This is a genomic window from Novosphingobium organovorum (assembly GCF_022832435.1).
GTDB classification, from domain to species: domain Bacteria; phylum Pseudomonadota; class Alphaproteobacteria; order Sphingomonadales; family Sphingomonadaceae; genus Novosphingobium; species Novosphingobium organovorum.
Genome location: NZ_JALHLF010000103.1, coordinates 1 through 13,004 on the forward strand (window position 1 = coordinate 1; position 13,004 = coordinate 13,004).

At 67.7% G+C, this 13,004-nt stretch carries 10 protein-coding genes, 1 other RNA gene and 2 pseudogenes; 4 read left to right on the top strand and 9 right to left on the bottom strand.

All coding sequences use genetic code 11. The features are described from left to right. On the top strand, positions 1-877 hold an 877-nt coding region (locus MTR62_RS17360; protein WP_244023287.1), incomplete at its 5' end, for a PepSY-associated TM helix domain-containing protein. Positions 878-947: 70 nt separating this feature from the next. Here MTR62_RS17360 and MTR62_RS17365 read toward each other — a convergent pair. Together MTR62_RS17365 and MTR62_RS17370 are read right to left on the bottom strand one after the other, a co-directional pair. Then, positions 948-1,709 (bottom strand): alpha/beta fold hydrolase, encoded by a 762-nt coding sequence (locus MTR62_RS17365; RefSeq protein WP_244023290.1) that lies wholly within the window; start codon positions 1,707-1,709, stop codon positions 948-950. 177 nt (positions 1,710-1,886) lie between these two features. Further along, positions 1,887-2,252, bottom strand: coding sequence for a carboxymuconolactone decarboxylase family protein (locus tag MTR62_RS17370; protein ID WP_244023292.1), 366 nt, complete (start codon positions 2,250-2,252; stop codon positions 1,887-1,889). Positions 2,253-2,439: 187 nt separating this feature from the next. On the opposite strand from MTR62_RS17370, the gene MTR62_RS17375 reads away from it, so the two are divergent. Beyond that, positions 2,440-2,844, top strand: a complete 405-nt coding sequence (locus MTR62_RS17375) for a diacylglycerol kinase family protein (protein WP_244023294.1) — start codon at positions 2,440-2,442, stop codon at positions 2,842-2,844. A 101-nt stretch (positions 2,845-2,945) separates the two neighbouring features. Here the strand turns inward: MTR62_RS17375 and MTR62_RS17380 are convergent, their stop codons facing one another. Further along, a complete protein-coding gene (locus tag MTR62_RS17380) occupies positions 2,946-3,971 on the bottom strand; it encodes an aspartate-semialdehyde dehydrogenase (RefSeq protein ID WP_244023296.1) in 1,026 nt (341 codons plus the stop codon). A 361-nt stretch (positions 3,972-4,332) separates the two neighbouring features. On the opposite strand from MTR62_RS17380, the pseudogene MTR62_RS21710 reads away from it, so the two are divergent. Beyond that, positions 4,333-4,626, top strand: a pseudogene (locus tag MTR62_RS21710) (PAS domain-containing protein); the annotation flags it as partial. A gap of 213 nt (positions 4,627-4,839) precedes the next feature. Next, a pseudogene (locus tag MTR62_RS21715) lies at positions 4,840-5,709 on the top strand (methyl-accepting chemotaxis protein); the annotation flags it as partial. Positions 5,710-5,797: 88 nt separating this feature from the next. On the opposite strand, the gene lon reads toward MTR62_RS21715, so the two are convergent. The 6 genes from lon to MTR62_RS17415 all read right to left on the bottom strand — a co-directional run. Further along, entirely contained in the window at positions 5,798-8,206 is a 2,409-nt protein-coding gene (lon, locus tag MTR62_RS17390; protein ID WP_244023300.1) for an endopeptidase La, read from the bottom strand. Between the two features lie 217 nt (positions 8,207-8,423). Then, positions 8,424-8,759 (bottom strand): YbaB/EbfC family nucleoid-associated protein, encoded by a 336-nt coding sequence (locus tag MTR62_RS17395; protein WP_244023302.1) that lies wholly within the window; start codon positions 8,757-8,759, stop codon positions 8,424-8,426. Between the two features lies 1 nt (position 8,760). Then, positions 8,761-10,809 (bottom strand): DNA polymerase III subunit gamma/tau, encoded by a 2,049-nt coding sequence (locus MTR62_RS17400; RefSeq protein ID WP_244023304.1) that lies wholly within the window; start codon positions 10,807-10,809, stop codon positions 8,761-8,763. Positions 10,810-10,956: 147 nt separating this feature from the next. After that, positions 10,957-11,051: signal recognition particle sRNA small type (gene ffs / locus MTR62_RS17405), an RNA gene on the bottom strand. Positions 11,052-11,156: 105 nt separating this feature from the next. Beyond that, on the bottom strand, positions 11,157-11,435 hold the full coding sequence (locus tag MTR62_RS17410; protein WP_244023306.1) for an ETC complex I subunit: 279 nt from the start codon (positions 11,433-11,435) through the stop codon (positions 11,157-11,159). 44 nt (positions 11,436-11,479) lie between these two features. Further along, positions 11,480-13,004 (bottom strand): ATP-dependent helicase C-terminal domain-containing protein (locus tag MTR62_RS17415; RefSeq protein ID WP_327194428.1); only part of this gene is annotated, 1,525 nt, incomplete at its 5' end.

Sequence of the window (13,004 nt, forward strand, 5' to 3'; positions counted from 1 at the left end):
CGCTGCGGCCGACAGCGCGGCGACGGGCAGCGTCGCGATGGCCAGCCCGCAGCGCGTGGTCCAGAGCCTCGCGCGCGAAGTTCCCGGCTTCACCCCGCTGACCCTGGCCTATGGCCAGGGCCGCGACGGCAAGCCGAGCCTGCGCGTCCAGGGCAGCGACCCGCGCTATGGCCTGCGCGGGCCGAACTTCACCCTCGCCATCCTCGATCCGGCGACCGGCGCGGTCACCGGCGCGGATTATCTCGGCGGGCGCCAGGACGGCTGGGGCGCGACGCTCACCGCCTTCTTCACGCTGCACTTCGGCAGCTTTGGCGGGGCTCCGGTGCGCTGGGCCTACTTCCTGCTGGGCCTGAGCGGCGCGGTGATCTTCTACACCGGGAACCTGCTCTGGGTCGAAAGCCGCCGGCGGCGCGAACGCAAGGCGGGCGCGGTCGAGCAGACGCGCGCAACCTGCATCCTGGGCGCGCTCACCGTCGGCGTGCCGCTGGGCTCTATCGCGGGCGTTGCAGTGACGCTGGCGGCCGCCAAGCCGCTCGGCACGGCAGCGACACCGGGCCTGCACAGCGCGATCTACCATGCGGTGTTCTTCGCCTTCGTCGGCTGGGCGCTGCTGCGTGGTTCGGCGCGCGGCGCAATCGAGCTGCTGCCCGGCGCCGCGCTTGCCATGCTGGCGATCCCGGCCATGTCGCTGGCCTGCGCGGGATTTCATCCCGAACGGGTCCGGGCGGTGGACGGTGTGGCGCTGATCCTGGCCGGACTGCTCGGCTGGGCCTGGAAAGCCACCTTGCGCCGCGCCCGCAGCGGCCCGCGCGACAGTGTATGGAGCGCCCTGCCCGCCGGACAATCCGGCGGCGAAGCGCCCCGCCCCGCGCTCTAATTCGGGGGCGAAGGAAGCGCGGGAACGGCGGTGCGGGCATGGTGGAGGTCCCGCACCGCCGTTACGCCGCTTATTCGGCGAGGAACTGCGCGATCGCGCGGCCCATTTCCTTGAACGTGACCGACGACATGTGGTTGCCCGGCGTCTCGACATAGCGCGCGTCGGGCAGTGTCTGCGCCAGTTCGGGCGCCGAACCGTTGTCCCGGTCGTCGCCGCCACAAACGCACAAGGTCGGCATGGTGATCGCGCCCAGCGCCTCGGGCGCGGTATCGTCGACCGAGCCCAGCAGCAGGCGCGCGGCCTCGCGATCGATCTTCATCGTCTTCATGAAGGCCTGCGCGATGAACGCCGGATCGCCCCGCTCGATCGAACCGAACCGGTCAATCGCGTCGATGAAATGCGCCGAACGCCGCGCCCACCCGGCAAGCCCCGAAAGCCCCATGCCCGCCAGCACCAGCCGACGCGGCTTGAGCCCGGCCAGCACGCCGCGCGCCGAGGTGCGCGAGCCAAGCGAGAAACCGCCCAGATCGTAGTCCTTCAGCTCGAGTTCGGCGATCGTCGCCTTGAGGTCGGCGACCAGCACGTCCTCGGGGTAGGCGCGCGGATCGTGCGGCGCTTCGCTCTCGCCGTGGGCGCGCAGGTCCGGCATGTAGAGCCGGAAGCCCGCCGCGGCGAGAAGGTCCGCGTGGCCATACTTGATCCAGTTGACGTAAGCGCTGGAGAACAGCCCATGCAGCAGCACCAACGGACGCCCCGAGGCATCGCCCGTGCAGTGGACGGCCAGCCGGGTATCGGCAAATCCTTCGATGAACCGGGTCTCGATCTCACTCACGCGCACAACCTCTTTTTGCTCGTCCGGCTTTTGTGGCCAACCAAAAAGAGGCAGGAACGCGTGCGATGGCGGCGCGCTCCTGCCTCTCCCGGCTCGTCTTTGGGCCGTGGCGGCGGATCTTTCAAGGCCGTGCGGGAACGCTCGAGGTTCAGCTTGCGTCCACGCGCGGCGCCCCGATCAGTCCGTTGCCTTCTCGGCCCATTGATCGAACGCCTCGAGCGCCTGCGCGGCGTACATCGCGGAAGGCCCCGCCCCCATGTAGACCGCCAGCCCCATGGCTTCGGCGATTTCCTCCCGGCTCGCCCCGGCGCGCTGCGCGCCCGAGGCGTGATAGGTGATGCATGGGGCGCAGCGCACCGCCACCCCGATCGCCAGCGCGATCAGCTCCTTGCTCTTGGTATCGAGCGCGCCGGGCGCCAGCGCCGCCTGTCCCATTTCGGAAAAGGCCTGCATCGGGCCGGGCGTGCTCTTCCTGAGCTCGCCAATCGCCGGATTGAGCGCGCGGGCCATCTGCGGCCAATCCTCGAAATTGCTCTTTGCCATCGCGTGGGTCTCCTCGTGTGCCCCTTTCCTGCCTGTACGCGAGGCCCTGTCGCCTTGCGCGAAGTCAAAAAAGTGCCGATCCACGCGGTGTTTTCCCGGCGCGCATCGGCCACGGTGCAAACCGGCTTGCCCCCGCGAGCGCGCTCCCTATCCTGCGCCCACCTCTCATCCGGAGCTTTTGACCGCGATGCCTCTTCCTCCCGAAACCGAGCGCACACGCCCCCGTTTCGCGCTTACCGCGCGCTTGAAGAGCGTCACTTACGCCGCGAGGGGGCTGCGCGTTCTGCTGATGCAGGAGCACAACGCCTGGCTCCACCTTGCCGCGACGATCGCCGTCATCGCCTGTGCGCTGGTGCTGAACCTGGGGGCCGACGACTGGCGCTGGCTGGTGCTCGCCATCGCGCTGGTGTGGTTTGCCGAGGCGGTCAACACCGCGATCGAGGCGCTGTGCGACCGGATCTGCCCCGCGTTCGATCCGGCCATCGGGCGGATCAAGGACATTGCCGCCGGCGCCGTCCTCATCGCCGCGCTCGCGGCCGGGGCGATCGGGCTCCTTACGCTCGGGCCGCCGCTGCTGGCGCGGCTGGGATGAGGCAAAGGGCGAGTGCCCGCTTGGAAACGTCTTCGTTCAACGAGAAAGGCCCGCGCATCGCTGCGCGGGCCTTTGTTCGAAGTTCCGCCTGGAAGAGACGCTCAGCCCTTCTTGAGGTGGCGACGGCCGAGCAGTTCAGCGATCTGCACCGCGTTGAGCGCAGCGCCCTTGCGAAGGTTGTCCGAGACGCACCACAGCGCCAAGCCGTTCTCGACCGTCGGGTCTTCGCGCACGCGGCTGATGTAGGTCGCGCTGTCGCCCACGCATTCAATCGGGGTAACGTAACCCGCGTCCTCGCGCTTGTCGACGAGCATGATGCCCGGCGCCTCGCGCAGGATGTCCTGCGCTTCGGTCGCCGAAACCTCACGCTCGAACTCGATGTTGAGCGCTTCGGAGTGGCCCACGAAGACCGGCACGCGCACGCAGGTCGCGTGCAGCTTGATCTTGGGATCGAGGATCTTCTTGGTCTCGACCACCATCTTCCACTCTTCCTTGGTCGAACCATCGTCGAGGAAGACGTCGATGTGCGGGATCACGTTGAAGGCGATCTGCTTGGTGAACTTGCGCGGCTCGACCTGATCGCCCACGAAGATCGCACGGCTCTGCTCGAACAGCTCGTCCATGCCCGCCTTGCCCGCGCCCGAGACCGACTGGTAGGTCGAGACGACGACGCGCTTGATGCCAAAGGCATCGTGCAGCGGCTTGAGCGCCACGACCATCTGCGCGGTCGAGCAGTTGGGGTTGGCGATGATGTTGCGCTGGGTGTAGCCGTCGATCGCATCGGGGTTCACTTCGGGCACGATCAGCGGAACGTCCGGGTCCATGCGGTAGAGCGACGAGTTGTCGATCACCACGCAGCCCTGCGCGGCGGCGCGGGGCGCGTGAATCGCCGTCGGGCCCGAGCCCGCCGCGAACAGCGCAATGTCCCAGCCGGTGAAATCGAAATGCTCGATGTTCTTGACCTTGAGTTTCTTGCCGGTCTCGCCAAAATCAATTTCCGAGCCGGTGGAACGCGACGAAGCGACCGCTGCGATTTCGTCGCAGGGGAACTCGCGCTCGGCAAGGATGCTCAGCATTTCGCGGCCGACATTTCCGGTCGCGCCGACGACGGCTACCCGGTAACCCATTTCAAGATCCTTTTAGCAAAAACGCGCAGGCGGACATTTGCCCGACGCGAAGGCGGGCCGTTACAGGGTCCGCCACGCCTTGACAAGCGCCCATGCGGTTTGATTGCGTAAATTACGAAAAATACACGAACTTCGTTTCGCACGGAGCGCGCCATCGATAACGAACGTGCGCTATCGCGCACGATCCGGCATTGCACCTAAGGACCTTTTACCAGCCCCGCTTAGGCAAGACGTGCACCATGCCATGGCACAAGCGGGCCAAAGCGAATGGGAGCACCCCACGATGTTCCGCAAGCGGACCCGCCCGGTCACGAACGATGCCGCTCTGGCCGAAATGTTCTTCGCGCTGTCACCGGACGGCATGCTCATCATGCGCGGCGGCGCCTTCATCGGCTGCAATCCCGCCGCCGAACGGATCTACGACGCGCCGCGCAGCCGGATCATGGGAGCCAGCCCGCTCGACTTCTCGGCTCCCGTGCAAGCCGATGGCCGCCCCTCCCCGGTCCACGTCGGCGAGCGGCTGCAGGAGGCCCAGCGCGCCGGGCACGCGCGCTTCGAATGGCACAACCAGCGCCGCGACGGCACGCTCGTGCGCATTCTCGTGACCCTGATCCCGACCCGCATCGCGGATGAGGACGCGTTGCTCGTACTCGTCCAGGATCTCGCCGAGACCGCGCAAGTGGTCGACCAGATTACCCACGGGCTGGCGCAACTGGCCAGCGGCAACCTCACCTGCCGCATCGATGCGCGCTTCCGCGAGGATTACGAACCGCTGCGCGAAAGCTTCAACGGATCGGTCGCGGCGATGAACCAGACCATCGAGGTGGTCTCCAGCGTCGCGGCGCGCGTGCGCACGAGCGCGGGCGAGATCAACAGCGCGACCGATGACCTCTCGCAGCGCACCCACCGCCAGGCGGCCTCGCTGCGCAGCACCAGCGAGGCGATGGGCCGCGTCACCGACATGGTGCAGGAAACCGCGCGCGGCGCGCGGCGCGTCTCGCGCGGGATCGGAGAGACCGAACGCGTCGCCAACGAAGGCGGCCAGGTGGTCGAGCGCGCGGTGGAGGCGATGCAGGCCATCGACCACTCCTCGGGCGAGATCACGCAGATCATCTCGGTGATCGACGGGATTTCCTTCCAGACCAACCTCCTCGCGCTCAACGCCGGGGTCGAGGCCGCACGCGCGGGCGAATCAGGCAAGGGCTTTGCCGTCGTCGCCACCGAAGTGCGCGCGCTTGCCCAGCGCTCGGCACAGGCCGCGACCGACATCGGCGCGCTCATCACCAAGAGCAGCGNACGCGCGGGCGAATCAGGCAAGGGCTTTGCCGTCGTCGCCACCGAAGTGCGCGCGCTTGCCCAGCGCTCGGCACAGGCCGCGACCGACATCGGCGCGCTCATCACCAAGAGCAGCGAACAAGTGAAGACCGGTGTTTCGCTCGTCGCCGAAACCGGCGCGATGCTGCGCCAGATCGTCGAACGGGTGAGCGAGATCAACACGCTTGCCGGCGCCATTTCCCAATCCGCCGAAACCCAGGCGAGCGAGGTCAACCAGATCAAGGAAGCCATCGCCGAAATGGACCGGATGCTCGGCCACAGCGGCGCGGTGGTCGAACAAAGCTCGGGCACCGCCCGCCAACTGGCGCAGGAAGCCGAGGAACTGGCCCGCCTCGTCGCCGGATTCGATACCGGCAAAGGCGCCGGAGCCAGCGCCCGCCTTCCCACAGCCCGCGCCGCCTGAAACGACGAAACCCCGGCACGGGCTGTGACGCCCTGCCGGGGTTCGCGTGTTCCACAGCCTGCGCCAGAACGGCGCGAGGGCAATCCTGTTAGTGCGCGGTCGCCCCGGTCGACGGGGTGTGCGCGGGCGCGGCGGCCAGTTCGTCCGCATCGCTCCACTCGATCGCGGTCAGCGGCTCGGCGAGCGCGCGCGACAGCACCTCGTCGACATGGCTGACCGGAATGATCTCGAGCCCTTCCTTCACATTGGCCGGAAGCTCGGCAAGATCCTTGCTGTTTTCCTCGGGGATGAGCACCGTGGTGATCCCCCCGCGCAGCGCGGCCAGCAGCTTTTCCTTCAGCCCGCCGATCGGCAGCACCCGGCCGCGCAGCGTGACCTCGCCGGTCATCGCCACGTCGCGGCGCACCGCGACCCCGGTCAGCGTCGAAACGATCGAGGTGACCATGCCGATACCCGCCGAGGGCCCGTCCTTGGGCACCGCGCCTTCGGGCAGGTGGATGTGGATGTTGCGCTTGCCGAACACGCTGGGCTTGATGCCATAGGCGGTCGAACGGGCCTTCACGAAGCTCCAGGCGGTCTGGATCGATTCGTTCATCACCTCGCCCAGCTTGCCGGTGGCCTTGATCTCGCCCTTGCCGGGAACCGTTACGCTTTCGATGGTCAGCAGTTCGCCGCCAACTTCAGTCCAGGCCAGACCCGTCACCGCACCGACCTGATTCTCCTCTTCCGAGTTACCATGGCGGAACTTGCGCACGCCCGCATAGTCGGCGAGGTTTTCGGGCGTAATCGTCACGCTGGTCGCCTTGCCTTCAAGGATCTGGCGCAGCGACTTGCGCGCCAGACGCGCGACTTCACGCTCGAGCGTGCGCACGCCCGCTTCGCGGGTGTAGTAGCGGATGAGGTCGCGAAGGGCCTCCTGCGTCAGCGTGAACTCGCCCGCCTTGAGCCCGTGTGCCTCGATCTGCTTGGCCACCAGATGACGCTCGGCGATCTCGACCTTCTCGTCCTCGGTGTAACCCTCCAGACGGATGATCTCCATGCGATCGAGCAGCGCTTGCGGCAGGTTGAGGCTGTTCGCGGTGCACACGAACATCACGTCCGACAGGTCGATGTCGAGTTCGAGGTAGTGGTCCTGGAACTTTGCGTTCTGCTCGGGATCGAGCACTTCGAGCAGCGCCGAAGCCGGATCGCCGCGGAAGTCCTGACCCAGCTTGTCGATCTCGTCGAGCAGGAACAGCGGGTTGGACTTGCCCGCCTTGCGCAGGTTCGAAACGATCTTGCCCGGCAGCGAGCCGATGTAGGTGCGCCGGTGGCCGCGAATCTCGGCCTCGTCGCGCACGCCGCCCAGCGACTGGCGGATGAACTCGCGGCCCGTCGCCTTGGCAATCGACTTGCCAAGCGAGGTCTTGCCCACGCCCGGAGGCCCCACGAGGCACAGGATCGGCCCCTTGAGCTTGTTGGTGCGCGCCTGGACCGCAAGATATTCGATGATGCGGTCCTTGACCTTGTCGAGCGCGTAGTGATCGGAATCGAGCACGTCCTGCGCGGTCGAGATATCGCGCTTGAGCTTGCTCTTCTTGCCCCAGGGCAGGCCCAGCAGCACGTCGAGGTAGTTGCGCACGACGGTCGCCTCGGCGCTCATCGGCTGCATCGACTTGAGCTTCTTGAGTTCGGCGTTGGCCTTTTCGCGCGCTTCCTTGGAAAGCTTGGTCTTCTCGATCTTTTCCTGAAGTTCCTGCAGCTCGTTGGCTTCATCGCCCTCGCCGCCGCCCAGCTCGGACTGGATCGCCTTGAGCTGTTCGTTCAGGTAGTATTCGCGCTGGGTCTTCTCCATCTGGCGCTTGACGCGGCCACGGATCTTGCGCTCGACCTGCAGCACGCCAAGCTCGCCCTCCATGAACGAGAAGACCATCTCGAGCCGCTTGAGCGGATCGTCCTCGGACAGCACGGCCTGCTTGTCGGAGACCTTGGCCGAAAGCTGCGCGGCGACCGTATCGGCCAGCTTGGCGGCATCCTCGATATCGTCGAGCTGCTCACCCGCGTCCTGGCTCAGCTTCTTGTTGAGCTTGGCGTATTCGTTGAACTGGTCAATCACCGAACGCATCATCGCGGCGGTTTCGGTGCTGTCGGGCTCGACCGCCGCGATCTTCTCGACTTCGGCGACGAGCATCTCGCCATCGTCGGTCTGCTCGGCGCGCAGGCGTTCGAGCCGCGCGCGCTCCTGCCCTTCGACGAGCACGCGCACGGTGCCATCGGGCAGCTTGAGCAGCTGAAGGACGCTGGCGATCACGCCGGTGTCGTAAAGATCATCGCGATCGGGATCGTCACACCCCGGATCAAGCTGGGCGAGCAGGAAAATGTCCTTGTCGCCCGCCATCGCCGCCTCGAGCGCTGCGACCGATTTTTCGCGCCCCACGAACAGCGGCACGACCATGCCGGGAAAGACCACGATATCGCGAAGCGGAAGGAGGGGAAGTAGGTTCAAAGGGCTATCCATCTGGTCTTGCGCGCGAGGGGCCGAAACGGCCCCGAACTGTTAAGTGACCCACGATATGGGAGCGAATTACCATTGCGCAATGGACCTACACCCCAAACCCTGTTGAAGTGCTGAAACAGCCAGGGGCGTTTCCCCTAACCCGCGCGGCATCGCTCCCGTCGTGGCCGCCTGTCGGGCGCGCGCGCATCGCGGCCGGCAGGCGGAAAAAACAAGGCGATCAGAACGGCATCTTGAAGCCCGGCGGCAGGCCCATGCCCGACTGCGCCTTGCCCATTTCCTCGTTGGCGACCGAATCCGCCTTGACCCGCGCATCGTTGTAGGCGGCCGCGATAAGGTCCTCGAGCATACCCTTTTCGCTGGGCTGCATCAGGCTGTCGTCGATCGCGACGCCAAGCACCCGGCCCTTGGCCGAGCAGCGGATCTTGACCAGGCCGCCACCCGAGAGGCCTTCGACTTCCATCGAATCGAGTTTGGCCTGGGTTTCGGTCATCTGCTTCTGAATCGTCTCGGCCGCCTTCTGCGCGGCCTGGATCATTTCTTCCATCGACTTCATTTCAACGTCTCCAGTTCCGGCCCCTGCCGCCACCGCCGATGGCTGCGGGCCGTTCGTCCTCAATCAGTTCGGCGCCGGGAAAGGCGGCCAGGGTCGCCTCCACCAGCGGCGCGGCGCGCAGCGCCTGTGAGGCTGCGACTTTCGCCGCCTCGGCCCGCTCGACGATGGTCGGCGCACCGCCACTCTCGCGCCGTTCGACTTCCCAGCGCTGCCCCGTGGTCTTGGCAAGGCCATCGCGCAAGAGCGCGGTAATGTCATCGCGAAAACCGGGCGCGTGTTCATAGCGCAACAGACCATGCGCGAGTTCGATCACGCGCACCTGCATGCGCATGATGTTGGCGACGGTGGGCCCGGCGAATTCCTCCGCCTCGTCGACCAGACTGTCCCACTTCTCGGCGACGAGATGCGCGGGCAGAGCCATACTCGGCGCGGGGGCAGGCACGGCGGCCGGTGATGGCGCGGCATCGGCAGCTGTCGGCACTTCCGGCGTTGCGGAGGTGGCTGGCGCCGGCTCGTCCAGAGGGCGGGCCGCAGGTTCGCCACCGGCCCCATGCGTCAAGGTCGCGGGAACTGGCATGGCGGCGCTGCCAGCAGGCGTCGTCGGAGCGGGCGCGGTCGGCGCCGACACAGGCGCCGGCGCAGTCTGGATCCGCAAGGCCAGGCCCTCGAGCCGCTTCACCAGCGCGCCGGGATCGGGCATGTCGCTCGCGTGCATGATGCGCAGCAACGCCATTTGCGCGGCGACCAGCGGATCGGGCGCGCTCTTGACCTCTTCGTGCCCCTTGAGCAGCAGTTGCCACAAGCGGTGGACTTGCCCGGCGGTGAGCGTCTGCGCCCAGCTCGCGATCGCCGCGCGCTCTTCCGCTGAATGGGCGTCGGGTTCGGCGCCCGAGACCTGCGCCAGCGCGATGCGGTGGGCCAGTTCCATCTGACCGCGCAGCAGCGCCACCGGTTCGACACCGAGCGCGAACTGGCGCGCCACGATGTCCAGCACGCCCGCGCCCTTGCCGTCGAGCAGCTGGGCCAGCAGTTCGCGCTGCACGCTCTTGTCCGAGAGGCCGAGCATGTCGCGCACCTTTTCGGCGCGAACCTGGCCTTCACCGTCAAGGTCGGCGTGCGCGATCGCCTGGTCGAGGATCGAGAGACCATCGCGCACCGACCCTTCCGCGGCGGCCGCGACCATCGCCAGCGCTTCGGGCTCGGCCTCGACGCCTTCCTTCGCGCAAATGCCCGCGAAATGCTCGGCCAGCATTGGGGTCGGAATACGGCGCAAGTCGAAGCGCTGGCAACGCGAGAGGACGGTAACCGGCAGCTTGTCCACTTCGGTCGTCGCGAAGAGGAACTTCACGTGCGCGGGCGGTTCCTCAAGCGTCTTGAGCAAGGCGTTGAACGCGTTGCGCGAGAGCATGTGGACTTCGTCGATGATGTAGATCTTGTAGCGCGCGGAGACCGCCGCGTAGCGCACCGCCTCGATGATCTCGCGCACGTCGTCGACGCCGGTGTGGCTCGCCGCGTCCATCTCGATCACGTCGATGTGGCGCCCTTCGGCAATCGCGCGGCACGGCTCGCACACGCCGCAGGGGCTGATCGTCGGACCGCCCTGCCCGTCGGGGCCGATGCAGTTGAGCGCCTTGGCGATAAGCCGCGCGGTCGAGGTCTTGCCCACCCCGCGCACGCCGGTCATCAGGAACGCGTGGGCCAGCCGGTCGCGCTTGATCGCGTTGGCGAGCGTGCGCACCATCGCTTCCTGGCCGATCAGCTCGTCGAATGTCTGCGGACGGTACTTGCGCGCGAGCACACGGTAAGGCTGCGCCGGGACCGCACTGGCCGAAGGTGCGGCCGCAGCCTTGGGGGCAGCGGCCGATTCGCGCACCGGCTCGGACACCGGCTCGGGCACCGGCGCGACGGGAGCGTCCACCGCAGCCGGAGCGGGATCGCCAAACATCGAGCCCTGGCCCGCCGCCTCGAGCTCGGCTGCGCTGGGCACGTCCCCCTCGTCCTCGGTGTCCCAGGGCGGGGTGTCGCCGGAAGTGTCCTGTGAATCGATCATCGCGCGCCAGACTAGGCGCAGCGCGCCGCAATGTCAGTCCCGAACCGGCGTGCTCCACAGTCTGGACAGCGCCAGACGGACAAAAAACGGGCCGGAACGGGCGCATTCGGGCCGCACAAACAAAAACAGCGCCCAAAGGCGCTGTTTTCAAAAGGAGCCGAATGACCCGCCGCAATCCGTTGTGGCTGCTTCCTTCCGGATCTGACCAGGTTGGCGAACGCAAACGTCCATCCGACTCCCGGCGGCCCCTATGGCGAGGCTTTTTCCGGATTGCAAGCCCTCTTCCCACACCCGCGCGACACGAGGGGGGAAAGCCAGCCGGACCGGGCCGATCGCGACCCCGCCGCTCAGCGGAAGTTGTCGGCGTAGGCCTGGATCTTGAGGCGGCGCGGCGGCACGGTGTGCACTTCGGCGGCAATGCCGTAGCGCTCGGCGTAGGCCTTGGCGTCCTCGGCGCTGGGGAAGCGCAGCTGGAGCTGCTGCTTCATGTCGCCCGAGCCAGCCCAACCCATCAGCGGGTCGGGCTTCTTGGCCTCAGCCGGTTCGAACTCAAGGACCCACTGGTCCAGAAGGGCCTTGCCCGACTGCATGGCGTTCTTCGGGCGCTGATAGATGCGTGCACTCATGACAAGCGCTTTGCCTCCGAATCGCGCCGGAAATCAAGTTCAAATCATGCACCCCGCGTGCGCTCGAAAGCGTTTTTGGTTTTCAGGCTGGGATTTTCGGTCCACGGCTCGTCGGGCCAGCGGTGGCGCGGATAGCGGCCCTTCATGTCGCGCTGGACATCCTTCCAGCTCCCCCGCCAGAAGCCGGGCAGATCGCGCGTGGCCTGCAAGGGGCGCCCCGCAGGTGAGGTCAGCTTGAGCAGAAGCGGGCGATTTTCATGACCATAGCCCGGATGCCGGTCGAGCCCGAACAGCGCCTGAACGCGCACTTCCACGCTCGGCCCGCCCTCGTCCTCATAATCGATCGCGTGCGCGGTCCCTGCCGGACTGCGAAATTCCGCCGGGGCCAGCCGCTCGAGTGCCTGCTGGTCGTCCCAGGTCAGCCGCCTGCGTAGCGCTTCGTGCAGCGCCGCCTTGTCGAGCGCCTCGAGGCGCCGCCCGAGCAAGGGCGCCAGCCAGACCTCGAGATCGGCGAGCAGCGCTGCATCCGACAGCGCCGCAATGCCCGCATAGCGCGCGCGGCGCAGCAGCGCCTGGCTCGCCTTGCCCAGCGGTACGAGCTCGAGCCCCCTGGCCCGCACACGCTCGACCAGAAAGGCGCAAATGGCCTCTGCATCGGGCGCGGGATCGGGCCCGGTGGCCAGCACGATCGCCCCCACCCGCCGCTCCAGGCGCGCCTCGACCCGCCCCTCGGCCTCATTCCAGCGAAGGACCGAGCGGCGCTCGATCCGGTCCGCAAGCCAGGCCTCGACCTCGCCCGGCTCGAGCGGGATACCCGCCACGATCCGCGCGCCGCGCGCCTGCCCCTGCGCATCGCCGATCACCATCCATTCGCGCGCGGCAAGCGGCGAAGCCGGGTCGAGCGTGTAGCCGCGCCCACCCGCCGACAGCCAGTTCTCCCCACTCGCTTCGCGCCGACGCGCGAGCATCGCGGGCTGGCCCAGCGCGAGCAGCACGCCGAGCGGTACGTTCTCAGGCTCGCTCGCCGCTCCCGCCAGCTTGCGCGCGCGCCGGGCCCAGCCCTCGGAGAGCTTGCGCGCCGCCTGCGCCCGCCCCGAGCGGTCCGCGTCCCAACGCGCCAGACGCTGCGACAGGTCCTCGCTGCGTCCGCCCAGCCCGCGTTCCTGAAGCAGCAGCGCCAGCCGCGAGGCCATACCCTCGGCCCCGAAAACGCAGGCGTGGAGGATCATCGCCGCTTGCGCCGGCGCCATCGGCAACTGCGCGACCTGCTGGCCGAACGCGGTGATCCGCCCGCCTCCATCGAGCGCGCCGAGCGCTTCCAGTTCGCGCCGCGCCGCCGCCATCGCGGGTTCGGGTGGCGGATCGATCCAGGCCATCGCCGCGACATCGCCCGCTCCCCACTGCGCGAGGTTGAGCGTGAGCGGCGCCAGATCGCTGACGCGAATTTCCGGCGGGTCGAACGCCGGGCGTCCGGCGTGCGCGGCCTCTTCCCACAAGCGGTAGGCAACGCCGGGCCCCTGCCGCGCGGCGCGTCCCGCGCGCTGCGCGGCCGAGGCCTGGCTCGCGGCG